General features: G+C 62.2%; 17 protein-coding genes. 5 read left to right on the top strand and 12 right to left on the bottom strand.

The window, feature by feature from the left end; genetic code table 11:
- The first annotated feature begins 221 nt into the window (after positions 1-221).
- The 3 genes from U1A24_RS19155 (at position 222) to aguB (ending at position 3,466) form a co-directional block, all read left to right on the top strand.
- Complete coding sequence (locus tag U1A24_RS19155) at positions 222-1,367, top strand: type III PLP-dependent enzyme (protein ID WP_322323581.1); 1,146 nt, start codon at positions 222-224, stop codon at positions 1,365-1,367.
- A gap of 81 nt (positions 1,368-1,448) precedes the next feature.
- A complete protein-coding gene (locus tag U1A24_RS19150) occupies positions 1,449-2,528 on the top strand; it encodes a DUF2235 domain-containing protein (protein WP_322323580.1) in 1,080 nt (359 codons plus the stop codon).
- A 65-nt stretch (positions 2,529-2,593) separates the two neighbouring features.
- Positions 2,594-3,466, top strand: a complete 873-nt coding sequence (gene aguB / locus U1A24_RS19145) for an N-carbamoylputrescine amidase (RefSeq protein WP_322323579.1) — start codon at positions 2,594-2,596, stop codon at positions 3,464-3,466.
- On the opposite strand, the gene U1A24_RS19140 is transcribed toward aguB, so the two are convergent.
- The 3 genes from U1A24_RS19140 to gltX all read right to left on the bottom strand — a co-directional run bounded on the left by U1A24_RS19140 (position 3,458) and on the right by gltX (position 7,032).
- On the bottom strand, positions 3,458-4,180 hold the full coding sequence (locus U1A24_RS19140) for a heparan-alpha-glucosaminide N-acetyltransferase (RefSeq protein WP_322323578.1): 723 nt from the start codon (positions 4,178-4,180) through the stop codon (positions 3,458-3,460). The two genes, aguB and U1A24_RS19140, sit on opposite strands and share 9 nt — an antisense overlap.
- 80 nt (positions 4,181-4,260) lie before the next feature.
- Positions 4,261-5,556, bottom strand: coding sequence for a citrate synthase (gene gltA, locus U1A24_RS19135; protein WP_322323577.1), 1,296 nt, complete (start codon positions 5,554-5,556; stop codon positions 4,261-4,263).
- Positions 5,557-5,631: 75 nt separating this feature from the next.
- Positions 5,632-7,032 carry a glutamate--tRNA ligase gene (gene gltX / locus U1A24_RS19130; RefSeq protein ID WP_322323576.1) on the bottom strand — a complete coding sequence of 467 codons (1,401 nt, stop codon included), beginning with the start codon at positions 7,030-7,032 and terminating at the stop codon, positions 5,632-5,634.
- A 100-nt stretch (positions 7,033-7,132) separates the two neighbouring features.
- Between gltX and U1A24_RS19125 the strand changes: the two genes are divergently transcribed.
- Positions 7,133-9,226, top strand: coding sequence for a ComEC/Rec2 family competence protein (locus tag U1A24_RS19125; protein ID WP_322323575.1), 2,094 nt, complete (start codon positions 7,133-7,135; stop codon positions 9,224-9,226).
- Here U1A24_RS19125 and lexA read toward each other — a convergent pair.
- From lexA to U1A24_RS19095, 6 genes are all read right to left on the bottom strand, one after another.
- Positions 9,220-9,906 carry a transcriptional repressor LexA gene (gene lexA, locus U1A24_RS19120; protein WP_322323574.1) on the bottom strand — a complete coding sequence of 229 codons (687 nt, stop codon included), beginning with the start codon at positions 9,904-9,906 and terminating at the stop codon, positions 9,220-9,222. The two genes, U1A24_RS19125 and lexA, sit on opposite strands and share 7 nt — an antisense overlap.
- Positions 9,907-9,984: 78 nt before the next feature.
- Positions 9,985-11,160, bottom strand: a complete 1,176-nt coding sequence (locus U1A24_RS19115) for a molybdopterin molybdotransferase MoeA (RefSeq protein WP_322323573.1) — start codon at positions 11,158-11,160, stop codon at positions 9,985-9,987.
- Positions 11,157-11,648: a cyclic pyranopterin monophosphate synthase MoaC gene (moaC, locus tag U1A24_RS19110; protein ID WP_322323572.1), complete on the bottom strand. Its 492-nt coding sequence runs from the start codon at positions 11,646-11,648 to the stop codon at positions 11,157-11,159. Before moaC ends, U1A24_RS19115 begins: the two co-directional genes overlap by 4 nt.
- Positions 11,645-12,457 carry an indole-3-glycerol phosphate synthase TrpC gene (gene trpC / locus U1A24_RS19105; RefSeq protein ID WP_322323571.1) on the bottom strand — a complete coding sequence of 271 codons (813 nt, stop codon included), beginning with the start codon at positions 12,455-12,457 and terminating at the stop codon, positions 11,645-11,647. Before trpC ends, moaC begins: the two co-directional genes overlap by 4 nt.
- A 7-nt stretch (positions 12,458-12,464) precedes the next feature.
- The gene (trpD, locus tag U1A24_RS19100; protein ID WP_322323570.1) at positions 12,465-13,478 is read right to left on the bottom strand and encodes an anthranilate phosphoribosyltransferase; all 1,014 of its coding nucleotides are present in this window, start codon (positions 13,476-13,478) and stop codon (positions 12,465-12,467) included.
- A complete protein-coding gene (locus U1A24_RS19095; RefSeq protein ID WP_322323569.1) occupies positions 13,475-14,062 on the bottom strand; it encodes an aminodeoxychorismate/anthranilate synthase component II in 588 nt (195 codons plus the stop codon). Before U1A24_RS19095 ends, trpD begins: the two co-directional genes overlap by 4 nt.
- A gap of 158 nt (positions 14,063-14,220) precedes the next feature.
- On the opposite strand from U1A24_RS19095, the gene U1A24_RS19090 reads away from it, so the two are divergent.
- Positions 14,221-15,723 carry a divergent polysaccharide deacetylase family protein gene (locus U1A24_RS19090; protein ID WP_322323568.1) on the top strand — a complete coding sequence of 501 codons (1,503 nt, stop codon included), beginning with the start codon at positions 14,221-14,223 and terminating at the stop codon, positions 15,721-15,723.
- 300 nt (positions 15,724-16,023) lie between these two features.
- On the opposite strand, the gene trpE is transcribed toward U1A24_RS19090, so the two are convergent.
- The 3 genes from trpE to U1A24_RS19075 form a co-directional block, all read right to left on the bottom strand.
- Positions 16,024-17,532, bottom strand: coding sequence for an anthranilate synthase component I (gene trpE / locus U1A24_RS19085; protein ID WP_322323567.1), 1,509 nt, complete (start codon positions 17,530-17,532; stop codon positions 16,024-16,026).
- Positions 17,533-17,558: 26 nt separating this feature from the next.
- Positions 17,559-19,436 (bottom strand): SurA N-terminal domain-containing protein, encoded by a 1,878-nt coding sequence (locus U1A24_RS19080; protein WP_322323566.1) that lies wholly within the window; start codon positions 19,434-19,436, stop codon positions 17,559-17,561.
- A 107-nt stretch (positions 19,437-19,543) separates the two neighbouring features.
- Complete coding sequence (locus tag U1A24_RS19075) at positions 19,544-19,918, bottom strand: hypothetical protein (protein ID WP_322323565.1); 375 nt, start codon at positions 19,916-19,918, stop codon at positions 19,544-19,546.
- Position 19,919: the final 1 nt, after the last annotated feature.

Genomic DNA, 19,919 nt, shown 5'->3' with positions numbered 1-19,919 from the left:
AATATGTATCCTTTTTTGTTTATTATAACGAAGAAATCCGACAGTTATATAGTTTTGTTCGGTGAAGTTGTACCGCATATGCGGCATCCTAAGTTGCAGGAAAAGGGCGGCTCATACGCACCTGGCCTGGTTGGAAAACCTTGCTGGTGCCCGTGCCGTAGCCATTGAGTTGGCGGCAACGAAAGGGGACTCGCATCTTGTTGGCAGAAAGGAATACGCCGATGGGACTGTCCAAAACGATCTGGACCAATCCGACCGAGTTTTTGCGCAATCAGCAGCCGGAGAATCCGGTGCTGTTTTTTGCGCCGCAGGCTGTGCAGTCGGTTGCCCGTAAGTTTCTCGATGGATTTCCGGGGCTTGTGACCTATGCGGTCAAGTCGAACCCCGGTGAGGAAGTCATTGAAAATCTGATCGCCGCTGGCGTGAAGGGCTTTGACTGCGCCTCGCCGTTCGAGATCGACCTGATCCGGCGTTTGGCGCCGGATGCAGCGATCCATTACAACAACCCGGTGCGTTCGCGGGCCGAGATCGCCCATGCGGTGGCGCGGAACGTCAAATCCTACTCGGTTGATTCGGCAAGCGAATTGGCCAAGTTGATTGAAATGGTGCCGGTCGAGAATTGCGAGATTTCGGTGCGCTTCAAGCTGCCGGTCGCAGGCGCTGCCTATAACTTCGGGGCCAAGTTTGGTGCGACCGAAGATGTTGCGGTGGAGCTGTTGAAAACCGTGGCGTCTGCGGGCTTCATCGCCTCGATCACCTTCCATCCCGGCACGCAATGCACCGATCCGGCGGCCTGGGCGAGCTACATTCGCGAAGCTGCGGTGATTGCAGAGCGCGCAGGCGTGAAGATCGCGCGGCTGAACGTGGGTGGCGGCTTCCCGAGCCACCGTGCTGAAGGGGTCATGCCGCAACTTGACGCGACCTTTGCGACCATCGATCGCGTGGCGACCGAGGCGTTTGGCGCAGAGCGTCCGGTGCTGATCTGCGAGCCGGGGCGTGCGATGTGCGGCGATGCGTTCACGTTGGCCGCTCGCGTCAAGGCCGTGCGCGATGATATGCATGTGTTCCTGAACGATGGCGTTTATGGCTCGCTGTTCGAGCTTGGGCAGATCGGCATCATCGACCGTATCGCGGTGATCTCGCCGGAGGGTCAGCGCCGCACTGGGGCGATCCTGCCGCGGATCTGCTTCGGGCCGACCTGCGATTCGGTTGACCGTCTGCCCGGCGATGTGCCGTTCCCCGCCGATATTGCTGAGGGCGATTATGTCATCGTGCATGGCATGGGGGCCTATTCGACGGTGACCAACAGCCGCTTCAACGGCTTTGGCGAATTGGGCATGGTGACGGTGCTGTCACAAAAGCTTTAACTTCGCCGTAATCTGGTTAACCTACGCTCTCGGCAGGGAAACTTGCCGAGAGCGTTTTGGTTTTTGGGGTCGGGAGGCGGAGTGTCGCTGTTTAGCCGGATCAGACAGTGGTGGCGCGGTCATCCGATCGTTGAGACCGAACCTGCCGCTGCGCCGCCGCCGGGGCGCAAGCGTGGCGTTGTCGATCATGTGATCATTCTGGACGGCACGCTTTCAACCCTGACGGATGGGCAAGAGGGCAACTGTGGCCTGATCTTCAAGCTGTTGACCGAAGGCGGCCGCTCGGCCAATCGCACGGTGTATTACGAGCCGGGCATTCAGTGGGAAGGCTGGCGCAATGGCATGAACCTGGTGCAAGGCCGGGGTATCAACCGCCAGATCCGCCGTGCCTATGGCTGGCTTGCCAGTCACTACCGCGAAGGGGATCGGATCTATCTGATCGGCTATTCGCGCGGGGCCTTTGCGGTGCGATCCTTGGCCGGGGTGATTGACCGGGTTGGGCTGTTGAAGCGCGAACATGCGACCGAGCGCGGCGTGACCTTGGCCTATCGGCACTATCGCCATGATAGCCATCCGCGGGCCAGTCAGGCGTTCTCGCATCGGTTCTGTCATCTGGAAGCACCGATTCAGATGGTGGGGGTGTTCGATACGGTGAAGGCCTTAGGGCTACGCCTGCCGCTGTTGTGGATGCTGACCGAGCAACAGCACCAGTTTCACAACCACCATTTGGGCAGTTCTATCCGGCATGGCTTTCATGCGCTGGCGATGGATGAAACCCGTGATGTGTTCGAGCCTGTGTTGTGGGAATGTCCGCCGGGGTGGAAAAGCGATGTGCAGCAGATGTGGTTTCGCGGCGCGCATGGCGATATTGGCGGCATGATCGGCGATGACCTAGCGGCGCGGCCTTTGGCGAATATCCCGCTGGTCTGGATGCTGGAGCGGGCGGAAAGCGCTGGTTTGGCATTGCCCGAAGGCTGGCGGGCGCGGTTTCCCTGTGATGCAAACGCGCCAATGGTGGGCACGATGCGCGGCTGGGGGATGTGGTTTCTGCTGCGCCACAGGCGTGTGATCGGGCGCGATCCGTCTGAACAGGTGCATCCTTCGGCGCAGCAGGTGCGGCGGGCGGGTTGGCTGTTTTGGCGGCTGACGCGCGGGCGCTGATATGTGCGTTTTGACTTTGCCTCGGCAGGTTTGATCAAATAGTTTGGGGTAAAAGGGAGCCCGAGATGCGCAAAGTCACCGTCGCCGCCACGCAATTCGCCTGTTCGTGGGATCTGCCCGCCAATGTGGATCGGGCCGAGGCTTTGATCAGGGATGCGGCGGGCAAGGGCGCGCAAGTGGTTCTGATCCAGGAACTGTTCGCCGCGCCCTATTTCTGCATCGAACAACTGCCGCAGTATTTTGCATTGGCGGCCCCGATGCAGGGCCATCCGCTGATCGCGCGATTTGCGGCTTTGGCGCGGGAATTTGGGGTCGTGCTGCCCTGTTCGTATTTCGAGAAGGCAGGGCAGGCCTATTTCAACTCGATGGCGATGATCGATGCGGACGGTCGCGTGCTGGGGAATTACCGCAAGACCCATATTCCGCAGGGGCCGGGCTATGAGGAGAAGTTCTATTTTTCGCCCGGCGATACTGGTTATCGGGTTTGGGATACCGGCTTCGGGCGAATTGGCGTGGGGATATGCTGGGATCAGTGGTTCCCGGAATGCGCGCGGTCGATGGCGCTGCAAGGGGCCCAGATGCTGCTTTATCCCACCGCGATTGGGTCAGAGCCACCCAGCCCCGGCTATGACAGCCAGCCGCATTGGGAGATTTGTATGCGTGGTCATGCTGGATCGAACATCATGCCGGTGATCGCCTCCAACCGGATCGGGCGCGAAGTGGCTCCGGGTGGGCGCGAGGTGACGTTTTATGGCAGCAGCTTTATCGCGGATCACACCGGGCAGTTGATCGCCAAAGCGGGGCGGGAGGCCGAGGAGGTGCTGGTTGCCAGCTTTGATCTGGACGCGATTGCGGAGCTGCGGAGTTCGTGGGGGCTGTTCCGGGATCGGCGGCCCGAAACTTATCGCGCGGTGGCGAGCCTTGATGGCTCAGCCTAGCTGGGCATAGACCCAGACGAGGCCAAGCAGAATCGGCTGGTGGATGAGGTAAATCAGCAGGCTGTGCTGACCGGGCCAGCTGAGGATCTGCACCCATCTGCCCGAGGGTTTGCTGGAAAGCGCCGCCCAAAGCCCGGTCTGGCTGCCGATTTTACCCAAGGCGATGCCGGCCAAAACCGCGCCGAACCACGGGAAGATCGGCTCAAAATCCATCGTTGTCGCAGGGTCGAGTCCGAGACCGATGAAGCGCAGCAGCGGGGCGTTCAGGGCTTCGCTGTGCCAGTGATAGCTGCCGTAGACGAAAACGGCGGCGAGGGCGGCGGTGATGATGGCAGGCAGGCGCAGGGTGGCAAGGCCAAGCAGGCTGTAAAGCGCGATCGCGTGCAAGATGCCGAAATAGATGTAGACCTCCGGCATGGCGATACGGGTGGCGATGCTGACCAGCATGGCGGCCCCGGCGATCTTGGCAAAGCGCCGCCAGAAAGCGGGCCAGCGGATGGCTTGGCCATGCGCCAGCCAAAGGCCAATCCCCGACAGCAGCAGGAAGCTGCCCGCGACGATACGGGCGTGGAAATAGAAGGTGTCGGATTGGGCGTAGGCGTAGTCGATCAGCCCGAACATCAGCAGATCATAGCTGAAATGGAAGGCCGCCATGCCGATCAAGGCCAGCGTGCGGGCGAGATCAAGCAACGGAATGCGGTTGGTTTGCGGCATGGGCATCCTCAAAAGTCAGGGGGATACGTCGCAGTTTGCCGGGGAAGTGGCAAGGGCGGCTCGCGCCGCCCTTGGGTCATTCAGCGATGTTTCACATCAACGTAATCGCGCTGCTTTTCGCCGATATACAGCTGACGCGGGCGACCGATCTTCTGGTTCTTCTCGGCGATCATCTCTTTCCACTGCGAAATCCAGCCAACGGTACGCGAAATCGCGAAGATCGGCGTGAACATCGAGGTCGGGAAGCCCATCGCATCGAGGATGATGCCCGAGTAGAAATCGACGTTCGGATACAGCTTTTTCGAGATGAAATAATCATCCGACAAAGCGATCCGCTCCAGTTCTTTGGCGACTTGCAGGGTCGGGTTGTTGTGGATGCCCAGAAGCTCCAGCACCTCATCCGCCGATTCCTTCATCACCGTCGCGCGGGGATCGAAGTTCTTATAAACCCGGTGGCCAAAGCCCATCAGGCGGAAACCCGAGTTCTTGTCCTTGGCCTTGGCGATGTATTCCGGGATGCGATCCACGGTGCCGATTTCGCGCAGCATTTCGAGGCAGGCTTGGTTCGCGCCACCATGCGCCGGACCCCAAAGGCAAGCGATGCCAGCCGCGATACAGGCAAACGGATTGGCCCCTGACGAGCCCGCCAGACGCACGGTCGAGGTCGATGCGTTCTGCTCGTGATCGGCGTGCAGCATCATGATCCGGTCCATCGCTTTGGCGAGAATCGGGTTCACATGATAATCTTCCGCCGGAACAGCAAAACACATGTTCAGGAAGTTGCCCGAGTAGGACAGGGAATTCTTCGGATAAACAAAGGGTTGTCCGACCGAGTATTTATAGGCCATCGCGGCAATCGTCGGCAGTTTGGCGATCATGCGGATGGCGGCAACCTCGCGCTGCCATTCATCGTTGATGTCCAAACTGTCGTGATAGAACGCCGACATCGCACCCACCACGCCGACCATCGTGGCCATCGGATGCGCGTCCCGCCGGAAGCCGCGGAAGAAGTTGTGCATCTGTTCGTGCACCATGGTGTGACGGGTGACGCGGCCTTCAAAATCAGACAGTTGTGCGGCATTCGGCAGCTCTCCGTAGAGCAGCAGGAAACACATTTCGAGATAGCTCGATTTGTTGGCCAGCTGTTCGATCGGGTAGCCGCGGTGCAACAACTCGCCCTTGTCACCGTCGATATAGGTGATCGCACTTTCGCAAGCGGCGGTCGAGGTGAAGCCGGGGTCAAAGGTAAAGACATCAGCTTGGTCATAAAGCTTGCGGATATCAACGACATCCGGGCCCAAGGTCGGCGAGAACACCGGCAGGTCGTAGGATTTTCCGTCAAGGCTTAGCGTGGCAGTCTTGGTCTGTTCGGCCATCTTTCATCCCCCAATAAAGGCCATCCCTACGGCAGAGGGTTGGCCAGCGTTCCGGTCCGGCAGGGGGAGGGCGGATCAGGCCGCCGCATCCTCAAGCCGCGCAATCGTCTCTTCCTGACCGATGACAAGCATCATGTCATACACACTGGGCGTGGCGCTGCGCCCGGCCAGTGCGGCGCGCAACGGGGCGGCAAGTTTGCCAAAGCCGATCCCATTTTCTGCGGCAGCATGGTTCAGGATCGGCTCCAACGCGTCCTTTGTCCAGCTAGCATTTCGCAGCTGCGGCGTCAATGATTTCAGTATACCACGGGATACCGTATCAAGCGCCTTTGCCGAAGCCTCATCGGCTAGGACAGGGCGCGAAATCAATGAAAAATGAGCCTTTTCAAGCAGATCAGGGAAGGTCTTCGCGCGATCTTTCACGCAGTAGAGTGCGGATTTGAGCAGAGCATTCTGCGCATTTGTCAGGGCAGGTTTGCCCGCCGCCGCCAGATAGGCGGTCAATTCATGCAGCAGTGCAGCATTATCGCTCATCGCAATGTGATGGCCGCAGGTGTTTTCCAGCTTTTTGAAATCGAGCCGGGCCGGGGCGCGGCCAATCCCCGCAAGATCAAACATCGCGATAGCTTCATCGGTGGTGAAAATCTCGGCATCGCCATGCGCCCAGCCAAGCCGCGTCAGATAGTTGCGCATCCCCGCCGCCGGGTAGCCCATTGCCTGATATTCTTCGACCCCGGTGGCGCCGTGGCGTTTCGACAGTTTCTTGCCATCCGGGCCATGAATCAGCGGAATATGCGCCCAGACCGGAATTTCCCAGCCCATCGCATCATAGATCATCTGCTGGCGGGCGGCATTGTTCAGGTGATCATCCCCTCGGATAACATGGGTGACGCCCATATCGTGATCATCGACCACCACGGCGAGCATATAGGTCGGCGTAGCATCCGATCGTAAACAAATCATATCATCGAGCGAAGAATTCTGGATCACCACGCGGCCCTGCACGGTGTCTTCGATCACGGTTTCGCCGGTGCGCGGGGCCCTCATGCGGATCACATAGGGCGCGTCGGGGAAGGTGGCGGGATCGGCGTCGCGCCACGGGCTTTGGAACAGGGCATAGCTGCCGCGCGCTTCGGCCTCGGCGCGAAAGGCGGCGATTTCTTCCTGCGTGCTGAAGCACTTATAGGCAGTGCCGCGGGCCAGCATCGCATAGGCGACCTCGGCGTGACGGTCTTTGCGTTCAAACTGGCTGACCACCTCGCCGTCCCAATCCAAGCCCAGCCAGGTCAGGCCGCGCAGAATAGCGGCGGTGGCTTCGGGGGTGGACCGTTCGCGGTCGGTATCCTCGATACGCAACAGGAATTTGCCACCCCGGCCGCGCGCATAGAGCCAGTTGAACAAAGCCGTGCGTCCGCCGCCGATGTGCAGATAGCCAGTGGGCGAGGGGGCAAAGCGGGTCACTACGGGGCGGGACATCTCGGGTTAACCTTTCAGAAACCTTAGCGGAGGTAGGATCGCGGCAGCTTTAGGCAAATGCGGGGGGCAAAACAAGGTGGCGGGTCGCCGTGTTCACGTTATGCGCATCCTGCGCTGGCCGCTGCAGGTGCTGGCCGAGGCGCGGGGACTGCTGTTTCCCTGGGTGCCGGTGTTTCTGGGCTGCGGCATTGCGCTCTGGTTTGCCCTGCCGTTTGAGCCGGATCTGACGTTCTACGCGGCGGGCTTTGCGGCGTTTCTGGCGCTGATCGTCATCTATCGCCTGGGACTGGAACTGTTGCATCCGCCTTTGGTGATCCTGGCTTGTCTGCTGGCGGGCGTGCTGGCGGCGGGATTGCGCGCGCATCTGGTGGCGGCCCCGATGCTGGAGCATCGTTATTACGGCGCTGTGCAGGGGCGGGTGATCCATGTTGACCGCTCGCAGTCGGATGCGTTGCGGATCACGCTGGATCACGTGGTGCTGCAAGACATGCCACGCGACAAGACACCGCTGAATGTGCGGATTTCCTTGCATGGCCAAGAGATCAGCGTTGATCCGAGGCAGGTTGTTCTGTTGACGGCTTCTCTGGCCGCCCCGGAAGGGCCTGCCGAGCCGGGTGGCTTTGACTTCCGCCGAATGGCCTATTTTCAGCAATTGGGTGCGGTCGGCTATACCCGAAGTCCGGTCTTGCTATGGGCTGAGGCCGCCCCCGGCACACAAGCCATCAATCGGCTGCGCACGGATCTGAGCCGTGCAATGATCGCGGCGGTGCCGTCTGAGGCGGGTGCGTTTGCCACCGGGGCGATGACGGGGGATCGCTCGGCAATTTCATTGGATACCGTGCAGGCGCTGCGCGATTCGAACCTTGCGCATTTGCTGGCGATTTCGGGGATGAACATGGCGTTCATCACCGGCTTTGTGTTCGCCTTGCTGCGCTATGGGTTGGCTACGATCCCAGCTGTGGCGCTGCGGGTAAATTCGAAAAAGGTCGCGGCGGTCGCGGCTTTTGCGGTGGCGCTGTTCTATTTGCTGCTGTCGGGCGCAAATGTGGCGACGGTGCGGGCCTTCCTGATGGTCTGCGTGATGCTGGGCGCGGTGCTGCTGGACCGTCGCGCGTTGACGATGCGCTCGGTGGCACTGGCGGCAGTGGTGTTGCTGTTGCTGCGACCGGAAAGTTTGCTTGAACCGGGGTTTCAACTGTCTTTCGCCGCAACCGTGGTGCTGATCGCGGGATTTCAGGCCTTGAACCGTCAGATTCTGCGCGAGAGATTGCCGCGCTGGCTGATGCCGGTGTTTACGCTGGTGCTGACTTCGGTGCTGGCGGGGGCTGCGACCGCGCCCTTTGCCGCTGCCACCTTCAACCGATTTACCGATTATGGCCTGCTTGCCAATCTGCTGACCGTACCGATGATGTCGCTGCTGATGGCGGCGGGTGTGCTGGCGGCCTTGTTGGCGCCTGTCGGTTTGGCAGCGCCCGCGCTGTGGCTGATGGAGCAGGCGGGGCGCTGGATTTTGTTTATCGCGCATTGGGTTGCGGGGCTGGACGGGGCTGTGACCGCGATCATACGGCCGGGGCCAATGGTGATCCCGCTGCTGACCTTTGCCGGGGTTTGGGCGATTCTGTGGCGCGGAAACCTGCGTTGGGCGGCGGCAGTGCCGCTGGCGGTGAGCCTGGTGTTATGGAGTGCCGCCACGCGACCGACGCTGCTGATCTCTGGCGATGGCGCGCTGGTTGGGTTGATGGGCGCGGGCGGGCGGGCGCTGTCGGTCGAGCGTGGCGCGCGGTTTGCGGCACAGAACTGGTTGCAAAGCGACGGCGATCTGGCGGTGCAACCGGAGGCCTATGCGCGACCGGGATTTTCCGGCCCGAAAGGCGCGCGCGCCTTCGTGTTGGACGGTTGGCGCAGCATCGCCCTCAGCGGCAAAGCTGCCGGAGAGGCGGTGATCACCGCCTGTGCGCAGGCTGATGTGGTGATCATACCTGCGGCTGCTGCTCCGGTTGTGCCGGGGCCACAGGGTTGCCTGGTGATTGACCGCAACATGCTGGATCAGACCGGGGCTTTGGCGCTTTCCGTGCGCGACGGCCGTCTGCAGCTTCATCCGGCGCGCGATGTGCAGCGCATCTGGATGGCCGACAAACCGATCTGGCAGGACCGCAGTTATGCCAAACCGCGCGCGCGGCTGGCGCATCAGTAACTGCGGATCAACCCGACCAAACGGCCCTGTACCTTCACCATATGATCGGGGAAAACGCGGGTTTCATAGACCGGGTTCGCAGCCTCCAGCGCAATCATGCTGCCGCGGCGTCGAAAGCGCTTCAGCGTGGCTTCGGCGTCTTCGACCAAGGCCACGACGATATCGCCATTCTCGGCGGTGTTTTGCTCGCGGATCACCACGATATCGCCATCGTTGATCCCGGCTTCGATCATCGAATCGCCTTTGACTTCAAGCGCATAGTGCTGGCCGTTGCCCGAAAGCATCGAGCCCGGCACGGCGACATGATGGGAAATATGCGAAATTGCTTCAATCGGAACACCGGCGGCGATGCGGCCCATCACTGGCAGCTCCATCGCATAGACCGCCGCAATCGGCATGGCTTCGCGCGGCGGATCGACCTTGTCACCCTTGATCAGCTTGGGCGAGAAACCGGGTTTCTCCATCGCTTCGGGCAGCTTCAGAATTTCCAGCGCACGGGCGCGGTGGGCCAGACGACGAATGAAACCGCGTTCTTCCAGCGCGGTAATCAGGCGGTGAATGCCGGATTTCGAGCGCAGATCCAACGCATCTTTCATTTCATCAAAAGACGGCGGAACACCGTCTTTATCCATGCGGGTCTTGATGAAATCCAGAAGTTCCAGTTGCTTACGCGTCAGCATGCCACAGCCTTTATACAGGTGTTGTTGCTATGTTCTGCCCGTGTTCTTGCTTTGTGTCAAGCGTTTTGCCGCAAGGTTTCAGATCGGGATATAGCTTACCATCTCACCCGTACCGCGCACGCCGTCGCCTTTGGGCCGGATCAGCAGAGCGTTGGCCTCGGTCAGAATGGTAAGCAGGGCGGAATCCTGACGCTGAAACGCGGTCACGGTCGGCTGACCATTTTCCACCGTCAGGCGGGCGCGCATATAGTGATCGCGCGGGCCATTGGCGGGCTGATCGCTGCCAAGCCGGGCGCTGAGAACCTGAGGTTCGGGCGGCAGGCCCAGCATGGCTTTCAGCATCGGCAGCATGAAAAGATGGCCGCAGACGATGGCGGACACCGGATTGCCGGGCAGGCCAAGCATCGGGATTCCCAAGACTTTCCCGGCCATCAGCGGCTTGCCGGGGCGCATGGCGATTTGCCAGAAGGCGCGGTCCAGCCCAAGGTCGGCCGCAACCTTGCCAACCAGATCGTGGTCGCCCACCGACGCGCCGCCGTTGGTGACGATCAGATCGGCGCCTTCGGTCAGCGCGAAAACCGTGCGCAGAGAGGCTTCGGTATCACGGGCGATGGGCAGGACACGGGCCTCGCCACCCGCAGCCTCGACCATCGCGGCGAGGGCGAAGGTGTTGGAGGCGATGATCTGGTCGGGGCCGGGAATTTCTCCGGGCATCACCAATTCGTCGCCCGATGCCATCAGGGCGACGATGGGGCGGCGGCGTACGGTGACTTCGGGCACGTTCATCGCGGCCAGCAGGGCGAGGTCGTTGGGGCGCAGCAAGCGAGGAGACAGCGCCTGACCGAGCGTGAAATCCTGTCCGCGCGGGCGGATGTTGTCGCCGGTTTTGGCGGCAATTTTCAGGGTGATCTGATCGGCCGTTGCCGCGATCTCTTCCTGAATCACCACGCTGACGGCACCTTGCGGCAAGGGCGCGCCGGTGAAGATGCGGATGGCTTGATCGGGTTGGACCGTGCCTTGAAAAGCGTGTCCTGCGCCGGATTCACCGATCACGGTGAAGCTATCGCCCGCGACGGCGGCGCGGCCCACAGCATAGCCGTCCATCGCCGAGGCGTCGAATGGCGGTTGCGTCAACTGTGCGATGGCAGGGACCGCCATGACACGGTTGCCAGCGCGCCGCAGCGGCAGGATTTCGGTATCGGTGAGGGCCGTGAGGGCGAGGCAGCGGGCGAGGGCGTCTTCAACCGATATCATAGCTTTGTCTCGTATCGTCCTGATTTTCCGCCATCTTTCAGGATTAGGTGGATACCTTCAATCGACATGGATTTCTCGACCGCCTTGACCATATCGTAGATGGTCAGGCAGGCGACAGACACCGCTGTCAGCGCCTCCATCTCAACCCCGGTCTGACCCCCGGTCTTGACGGTGGCCTCAACCACGATGCCGGGAAGGCCGGGATCGGCGGTGAGATCGAGCGCGACTTTGGTGATCGGCAGCGGATGGCACAACGGGATCAGATCGGCGGTTTTCTTCGCGGCCATGATGCCCGCCAGACGCGCAACCCCCAGCACATCGCCCTTTTTCGCGCGGCCCTCGGTGATCAAGGCCAAGGTCTCGGCGGACATTTTCACAGCACCCCGCGCCACGGCGATCCGGGCGGTGACGGGCTTGTCAGAGACATCGACCATATGCGCGCGGCCTTGATCGTCGAAATGTGTCAGGCGAGTTTCGGGTTGGCTCATGCCCCGGCCTCGGACGACAGCGGTTTGGCGAGGATGGCGCGGGTGGCGGCGGTCACATCGTCTTGCCGCATCAACGCCTCACCGATCAGGAAACAGCGCGCGCCATAGGCCGCGACATCCGCCAGATCAGACGGGGTGAACAGACCGGATTCCGAGACGATCAGACGATCTTCCGGCACATAGCGGGCGAGTTTGCGCGTGGTGTCCAGCGTCACCTCAAAGGTGTGCAGATTGCGGTTGTTGATGCCCATCAGCGGCGATTTCAACAGGCAGGCGCGATCCAGTTCGGCGCGGTCATGGACTTCCAGCAGCACATCCATGCCTTGCTCGATGGCGGCTGCCTCCAGCTCGGCGGCTTGGGCGTCTGACAGCGAGGCGAGGATGATCAGGATGCAATCGGCATGCAGGGCGCGGGATTCGACGACCTGATAGGGGTCATAAAGGAAATCCTTGCGCAGGCAGGGCAGCGCGGTTGCATCGGAGGCTGCGGTCAGGAACGCATCGGCACCCTGAAACGACGGCGCATCTGTTAGCACGGAAAGACAGGTGGCACCGCCCGCCTCGTACGCCTGTGCAAGTTCAGCCGGATGAAAATCAGCGCGGATCAAGCCTTTGGACGGGCTGGCTTTCTTTATCTCGGCAATCAGGCCATAGCCCGAAAGAGCGGCCGTCGACAGCGCCTTGGCAAAGCCGCGGGGCGGTGGGGCCGCACGGGCGGCTTGCTCCAGATCTGCCAGCGCGACTTGCGCTTTGCGGTCGGCGATTTCGTCCAGCTTGTAGGCTTTGATGCGGTCCAGGATCGTGGTCATATGCGCCCTATTGATTGGTCAGACGCTTCAGCGCCTCGATTTTGCCGCGTGCGGCACCGGAGTCGATGGAAACTTGCGCCATTTCAACGCCTTCTTTCAACGTAGCGGCCTTGTCCGCCACCACAAGGGCTGCGGCGGCATTCAGCAGCACGGCATCGCGGAAGCCGCCTTTTGCGCCATCCAGCAGGGCGCGGAAGGCCACGGCGTTTTCAGCGGGCGTGCCGCCTTGAATAGCCTCAAACGGATAGACCGGAAGCCCGGCGTCTTCGGGATGCAGGGTAAACTCGCGCACAGCACCGTTTTCCAACGCGGCGACGGCGGTGGGGGCGGCGATGGAAATCTCATCCGAGCCATCGCCGCCATGCACAAGCCATGCTTTCTCTGAACCCAAAGCCAGCAGGGTTTCGGCCATCGGGCGGATCAGGGCTGCGGAAAATGCCCCGGTGAGCTGGCGTTTGACGCCCGCCGGATTGGTCAGCGGGCCGAGGATGTTGAAAATGGTGCGGGTGCCCAATTCAGCCCGCACCGGCATGACGTGACGGGTGGCGGGGTGGTGCATCGGGGCCATCATGAAGCCAATGCCCGCCTCGTTCAGGCAGCGTTCGACGACATCGGGGCCGACCATGACGTTAAGGCCCATCTCGGTCAGCGCATCGGCCGCACCCGATTTCGACGACAGGTTGCGGTTGCCGTGTTTGGCGACGACCACGCCTGCACCTGCCACCACAAAGGCGGTTGCGGTCGAGATATTCAGCGTGCCCTTGCCATCGCCGCCGGTGCCAACGATGTCGATCGCCCCCGCAGGCGCGCGCACGGCGTTACATTTGCTGCGCATCACGGAAGCGGCGGCGGCATACTCATCGACCGTCTCACCACGCACCCGCAGCGCCATCAGGAAACCGCCGACTTGCGCGGGGGTGGCGGCCCCATCGAACAAGGCACCGAACGCGGCTTCAGCCTCGGCACGGGTCAGCGCGCGGGTGGCTGCCACGCCGATCAGCGGTTTGAGAACATCGCTCATGCGGGCACGCGGGCGCGGGCGGCATCCAGGAAGTTCTTCAGCAGCTGGTGGCCGTGCTCCGAGGCGATGGATTCGGGGTGAAACTGCACGCCTTCGATGAGTTTCTCTTTGTGACGCAGGCCCATGATGGTGCCGTCTTCCAGCCAGGCGGTGACTTCAAGGCAATCGGGCAGGGTTTCCTTTTCGACCACCAAGGAATGGTAGCGGGTCGCGGCGAAGGGCGAGGGCAGGTCGCGGAACATGCCGCCCCCCGCATGGTGCATCGCACCCATCTTGCCATGCACGATTTCGTGGCAGCGGATAACTTTGCCGCCAAACGCCTCGCCAATGGTCTGATGGCCGAGGCAGACGCCCAAAAGCGGCACATCGGCCATCGCGGCGGCTTTGGTCAGCGGAATGCAGATACCAGCCGAGGCCGGATCGCAGGGGCCGGGTGACAGCACGATCAGTTCGGGCCGCAGTGCCAGCGCATCCTGCACCGACATCGCATCATTGCGCACGACGCGCACATCCGCGCCCAACTCGCCCAAGTAATGAACAAGGTTGTAGGTAAAGCTGTCATAGTTGTCGATGAGCAGAAGCATCTTGCAAGGTCCGGACGGAAAAGGGGATGAAGGCGGCGGCGGTTCGGTTTATAGAGAGGGCAAGGTTGGCGGGCCCCGATTTAGCGATCGGCTATAGATGGGCCTAGCGGCAAAGCGGCGTCAAGGGCAAGTGGCGCTCATAACGGGTGGAGGCAGGTATGATCCGGAATTTCGTGACTGGGATCGTCGTGGGTGGTGTGGTTGCAGGGGCTGGGCTGGCGGTGGTGTCACAGCTTTCGCCATTGCCCACCGGCGGGGCCGAGGTTGCGGTGGGGTCTGGGGCAGTGGCAGACCTGCCAAAGCCGGTGCAGCCCGAGGCTGCGCCTGCGGTTGAGCCTGAAACTGCGGTTGCGCCTGCGCCTGAAACTGCGGTTGTGCCCGAGGCTGCTGCACCCGAGCTTGCGGCCGTGCCATCCGAGGCACCGGCCACCGCCTTGCCAGACGCCCCTGCCAAGCCCGCGACGGACGAACCCGTGTCCGCAGAGCCTGCAGCGGTTGCGCCGGAAGCTGTGAAACCTGCTCCCCCGCCGCCTGAGACCAGTGCCGAGGCTCCGGCAGAGCTGAACAATCCCGGCTCGGATGCAACCGCGCCGCAGGTGCAGGCGCAGCCGGATGCTGCGCCGATCGCCGCCGCACCCGCCCTGTTGCCAACGGGGGCTGGCACCGATGCGTCCCCAAGCAAGGCCGATCTGCCCCCGCCAGCACCTGCAGAGGCGGCGGAGACACTGATGGAACCCACCCCCGCACCCGCGCCGGTGACACCGGGGATGCTGGTGCTGGATCCGGCACCAGAACCCGCGCCGATGGCCGAACCAGACCCCGAAGCGGCGGCGCTGCCCAAACTGCTGGACACCGATCAGCCCGAGGGTCTGTTGCCCAGTGAGGGGCTGACGAATTCGGTGGACGGGGTCACCGTGGGGCGGTTGCCGCGCATATCGGCGGAGGAGCCCGCGGCGGAAGCAGAGGCGGCGCTTGCGCCTGTCGATAGCCGCCCGCTCGCGCAGTTTGCGGCCAGCTTCAGCAATGATCTGGGCAAGCCGGTGTTTGCGGTGTTGCTGGTCGATACTGGCGCGGCCGATCTGGATCGGGCCGCGCTGGCGGCGCTGCCGTTTCCGGTCAGCTTTGTGATTGATCCGCTGGATCCGGGGGCTACGGCGGCAGAGGCGATCTACCGCGCGGCGGGCAAAGAGGTGGTGATGCTGGCGGCGGGCATCCCGGAAGGCGCCACGGCGAGCGATCTGGAGCAGACCTTTCAGGCCAATGCAGGCGTGTTGCCGCAGGCGGTGGCGGTGATGGATATTGGTGCTGCGGGCTTTCAGGACAACCGGCCGCTGGCGACGATGGTGGTGCCGATCATCAAGGATCAGGGGCGCGGCCTCGTGACCTTCGATGCCGGTCTGAACGCGGCGGATCAGGTGGCGCGGCGCGAGGATGTGCCTGCGGCGGTGATCTTCCGCGATCTTGACGCGGCGGGCGAGGATACCCCGCTGATCCGGCGCTATCTGGACCGGGCGGCGTTCAAGGCGGCGCAGGAGGGCCGGGTTGTGGTGGTGGGCACCACGCGTCCCGAGACGATTACGGCGCTGATGGAATGGTCGATTGAGGGGCGCGGGGCCTCGGTGGCTCTGGCACCGATCTCGGCGGCTTTGGCGGTGAAATAGCGCGCTGTCCACGCGTGGACAGGGGCTTCATTTCCCAAAAATCAAAGGCTTAGGGCTGTAGTGTTCAGCCTTTCTTAACCTTTGCCACCCCCGCTGCCTCCGCGGCGGATGCTTTCGGTTGGACGTTTTAGACTATTATGCAATCGCAAAATCGCTGTTGGATTTGCTCTTTTTGAAATACTCCCGCCGGAGGCGTCCCCAACACATCGACGCTGCTGCCGTTGCCGAAAACTTCCCCGGCAGCGCCGCCGAGAGGGGCCTCGATGGCCCCCGAGGCGGCACTACTGTTCGCGTCAGGCGCTACAGATTGCCTTTGCGCACAAACAGGCCTGCGTCTTCGGCGGCGCGGCGCAGGGCGCGGGATTTGTTGACGGTTTCTTGATATTCGGATTCGGGGTCGCTGTCGTAGACCACGCCACCGCCGGCCTGAATATACAGGGTTTCGTCTTTCAATACGGCGGTGCGCAGGGCGATGCAGAAATCCATCTCGCCATTGCCTGCGAAGTAGCCGACGCCACCGCCATAGACACCGCGTTTTTCGGGTTCCAGCTCGTCAATGATTTCCATCGCGCGCACCTTGGGCGCACCCGACACCGTGCCTGCGGGCAGGCCCGCGAGCAGGGCGGACAAAGCGTCTTCGCCATCAGCGATTTGGCCGACGACGTTGGAGACGATGTGCATGACGTGGCTGTAGCGCTCGATGATGAATTGCTCGGTCGGGCGGACGGTGCCTACCTTTGCTACACGGCCGACGTCATTGCGGCCCAGATCCAAGAGCATCAGGTGTTCTGCGAGTTCTTTCTTGTCTGCCAGCAGATCGAGTTCCAGCGCCTTGTCTTCTTCCGGGGTTGCCCCGCGCATCCGGGTGCCTGCGATCGGGCGCACGGTGACTTCGCCGTCGCGCAGTCGGACGAGGATTTCAGGGGAGGCCCCGATCACCTGAAAGCCGCCGAAGTTGAAGAAGAACATGAACGGCGAGGGGTTGGTGCGGCGCAAGCTGCGATACAAAGCGAAGGGCGGCAGGGTGAAGCTTTGCGCCCAGCGTTGGCTTGGCACCACTTGGAAGATGTCACCGGCGCGGATGTAGTCTTTCGCCTTTTCGACGGCGGCCTTGTAGCCGTCATGCGTGAAGTTGGACTTCATCTCACCCACCGGGGCGGCTTCCCCCAGATCGCGTTGGGCTGCAGGCGCGCGGTCAAGATCGCGCAGCGCGTCCATCACCCGCTCGGCGGCTTGGGCATAGGCCGCGCGGGCGGAAAGGCCAGAGGCGGCCCAAGCCGGGGCGACGAGGGTTACTTCGCCCTTCACACCGTCCAGCACAGCGACGACCGAGGGGCGCATCAGCACGGCGTCGGGCAGGCCCAACGGATCGGGGTTGACGTTGGGCAGGTGTTCGACCAGTCGGATCATGTCATAGCCCAGATAGCCAAACAGACCCGAGGCAATCGCGGGCAGGCCTTCGGGCAGATCAACCCGGGATTCCGCGATCAGGGCGCGCATCGAGGTCAGCGGGTGTCCCGGCAAAGCGGTGAAGGCTTGCGGATCAAAGCGGGCGTCACGGTTGATGGATGCCGCCTCGCCGTGGCATTTCCAGATCAGATCGGGCTTCATGCCAACCACCGAATAGCGGCCGCGCACTTCGCCGCCGGTCACCGATTCCAGCATGAAGGTGTCGGTGCGGGCCTCGGCCAGTTTCAGCATCAGCGAGACCGGCGTATCCAGATCAGCGGCCAGCCGGACATAGACCAGTTGGTTCTTGCCCTGCGCCCAGGCTTGCTCAAACTCTTCAAAAGACGGCAGAAGTTTCATCGGATGCCTTAAGTTCGAGATGGGCTCTAGTTGTTGATCTGGGCATGGACCGCGTTGATCGCGGCCTGATCCAAGGTGATCCCGGCAGCAGAGGTCAGCGCTGCCGTGTAAAGTTGCAGCACGTCTTGCGAGATCGCGCGGCCTGCGTTGATCTCGATGGCCTCGCGCAGTGCCGTGGCATCTTCGCCGGTGGTGGCGGCTGCGCTGATGGTGTTCAACTGCACCACAGCGGCAAACCCGGGGGTTTCAATGATGCGCAGATCGTTCGGCGCCATCTGAAACACCGCTTCCAGTAGGGCGGGCGGCGCGTCAGCCACCACGCCCTGACGGTCGATCTGGGCGGTGCGCGACACGATGCCGAAGGCGCCAAGGCTGGCACCGGCTTCAACGGCGGCTTTGATGCGGATGGCCTCTTCCGAAAGCGCCTTGGCGAGGGCAGCGTCATGTGCTGCGGCGGTGACTTTGTCTTTGACCTTGTCGAAGGCCAGCGGGGTGGGCGGCACGGTGCTGTCAAGCTCCATCGCCACAAGGCCGCCGTCATCCAGCACGATTGCTTCGGGGAAGTCACCCTCGGCCAGCTTCGCGGCGGTGTCGCGGAAGCCTTTGTAATCGGTGATGGTGTCATTGTCGTCAGCACCGGGGGCATAATCGGTGGTGGCCAGCGTCAGGCCCTGTTCCTTGGCGATTTCGGCAAGGGTGGCCCCGCCTGCAAGGGCGTCATCCACCGCTTCAACCTTGTCGCTGATGGTCTTGCGGGCGGTTTCCAACTGCTGTTCCAGCGCCAGTTCGTGCTTGGCCTGCTCAAAGCTGGTTTCTTGCGCAGAAAGGATGGCGTTCATGCGAAACAGCGCCGGACCGATGGCAGAGGCGAAGGGGCCAACCACGCCGGGCTCTTGCAGGGCGAACACGGCGTCACCGGCTGCGGCGAGTTCCTTTTGCGAGACATCGCCCATGTCGACATCGTTCAGCGTCAGGTTCCGCTCGGCCACAAGGGTTTCAAACGGCGTGCCTGCGTCGATGCGGGCTTTTGCGGCGGTGGCATCGGCCTCGGTCGCGAAAGCGAGGCGTTCGACAAGCCGCTTTTCCGGCACGACATAGCTGGACAGGCGGGAGTCGTAGGTGGCTTTCAGGGCGGCCTCGTCGATGGCCATGTCTTTGGCGATGCTGTCGGGCAGCAGGGCGACATAAGAGATCCGCTTGGCCTCGGGGCGGGTGTAGGCGTCGATATGGGCTTGATAATAGGCTTGCAGATCGGCGTCGCTGCGCGGGGGCAGCGGCGCGGTCAGCGATTTCTCGGACAGACGCAGCAGCGAGAAGCCGCGCTGCTCGCCCGCCCAAGCCGCGATGGTGTCGGTCAGGGTTTGCGGTGTGGTCAGGCCACTGGTGATTGCGGTTTCCAGCAATTGGCGGGCGGTGTCGGCGCGCAGACCGGATTCAAAGGAAGATTCGGTCATGTTGTTCTGGCGCAGCACGTCGCGGTAGGCAGTGCGGTCAAACCCGTTGATGCCCTGAAAGCTGGGGATCGCCGAGACTTTGCTGGCGACGGTGGCGTCGCCGACGGACAGACCGATGCGATCGGCTTCATTGTCCAAAGCGGCGCGGTCCATCACCTGTTGCAGCACCTGACGGTCAAGGCCGATGGCCTGAGCTTGTTGCAGGGTGACGGGCTGGCCGATCTGCTGCGAGAAGCCGTCCATCGCCTGACGCAGCGAGCGGGCATAGTCGCCCACGTCGATCTTGCGGTCGCCCACGGTGCCGATCGAGGTCACGCCGCCGCCGAAATTGGTGACGCCAAAGCCGCCCAAACCGCCGATCAGCATGGCCATCAGCACCCACACCATGACCGAAGCGCCCCGGCGCTTTTTCTTCGGGGTATCGTCGTCGCTGTGTGGTGCCTTGGCCATGGGTCTGCCTGTCTTACAAAGGTTTGGCCGCTTGTCTAAGCGGTTGCGGGGATGGGGGCAAGAGTGGGGGAGACGGGTTCATCCACCGCCCCACAACCTCCCGTTGGTTATAGATCGACGTTGCAGTCATATTCCGATTTTATGCCAGCTATAAGCGCACGCAGCCCCGGAGTGTCGCGTCTGAGCATGTCAAGGTTGGGAATATCGCCACCATTGGTATTGTAGGCTTCCAGTGCAGCTTGTGCTTTTGTGGCTGCGTCCTTGGCATAGGCTGATAAGCGAGACTGAAGTGCGACATGGGCCGCTTTCGCGCGTGCTTCGGCTTCGGCGGCATTTGTCGTGATGGTGCAATGGTAGATCAGGCTGCTTTTGCCGTCAGTTGTCTTCAAAGCGATGATCAGTTGCGGGCCAGAAGTGAACCACCAAACCATCAGCGCCAGCAGGACGGCACCAGCACCCGCAACGAGAGTTTTATTGCGCATG

Source organism: Cypionkella sp. (assembly GCF_034376685.1).
Taxonomy (GTDB): Bacteria; Pseudomonadota; Alphaproteobacteria; order Rhodobacterales; family Rhodobacteraceae; genus Cypionkella.
The sequence above is the reverse complement of the archived record's forward strand: the minus strand, read 5'-3'. Positions and strand labels throughout refer to the sequence as shown.

Excerpts from the sequence above, each read along its gene's own strand:
- U1A24_RS19125 (WP_322323575.1), top strand. The coding sequence starts at position 7,133 with ATGCGCATCCTGCGCTGGCCGCTGCAGGTGCTGGCCGAGGCGCGGGGA.
- U1A24_RS19115 (WP_322323573.1), bottom strand. The coding sequence starts at position 11,160 with ATGATATCGGTTGAAGACGCCCTCGCCCGCTGCCTCGCCCTCACGGCC.
- U1A24_RS19140 (WP_322323578.1), bottom strand. The coding sequence starts at position 4,180 with ATGCCGCAAACCAACCGCATTCCGTTGCTTGATCTCGCCCGCACGCTG.
- gltX (WP_322323576.1), bottom strand. The coding sequence starts at position 7,032 with ATGTCCCGCCCCGTAGTGACCCGCTTTGCCCCCTCGCCCACTGGCTAT.
- trpE (WP_322323567.1), bottom strand. The coding sequence starts at position 17,532 with ATGAAACTTCTGCCGTCTTTTGAAGAGTTTGAGCAAGCCTGGGCGCAG.
- moaC (WP_322323572.1), bottom strand. The coding sequence starts at position 11,648 with ATGAGCCAACCCGAAACTCGCCTGACACATTTCGACGATCAAGGCCGC.
- U1A24_RS19080 (WP_322323566.1), bottom strand. The coding sequence starts at position 19,436 with ATGGCCAAGGCACCACACAGCGACGACGATACCCCGAAGAAAAAGCGC.
- aguB (WP_322323579.1), top strand. The coding sequence starts at position 2,594 with ATGCGCAAAGTCACCGTCGCCGCCACGCAATTCGCCTGTTCGTGGGAT.
- gltA (WP_322323577.1), bottom strand. The coding sequence starts at position 5,556 with ATGGCCGAACAGACCAAGACTGCCACGCTAAGCCTTGACGGAAAATCC.
- U1A24_RS19155 (WP_322323581.1), top strand. The coding sequence starts at position 222 with ATGGGACTGTCCAAAACGATCTGGACCAATCCGACCGAGTTTTTGCGC.
- U1A24_RS19095 (WP_322323569.1), bottom strand. The coding sequence starts at position 14,062 with ATGCTTCTGCTCATCGACAACTATGACAGCTTTACCTACAACCTTGTT.
- trpD (WP_322323570.1), bottom strand. The coding sequence starts at position 13,478 with ATGAGCGATGTTCTCAAACCGCTGATCGGCGTGGCAGCCACCCGCGCG.
- U1A24_RS19090 (WP_322323568.1), top strand. The coding sequence starts at position 14,221 with ATGATCCGGAATTTCGTGACTGGGATCGTCGTGGGTGGTGTGGTTGCA.
- trpC (WP_322323571.1), bottom strand. The coding sequence starts at position 12,457 with ATGACCACGATCCTGGACCGCATCAAAGCCTACAAGCTGGACGAAATC.
- lexA (WP_322323574.1), bottom strand. The coding sequence starts at position 9,906 with ATGCTGACGCGTAAGCAACTGGAACTTCTGGATTTCATCAAGACCCGC.
- U1A24_RS19075 (WP_322323565.1), bottom strand. The coding sequence starts at position 19,918 with ATGCGCAATAAAACTCTCGTTGCGGGTGCTGGTGCCGTCCTGCTGGCG.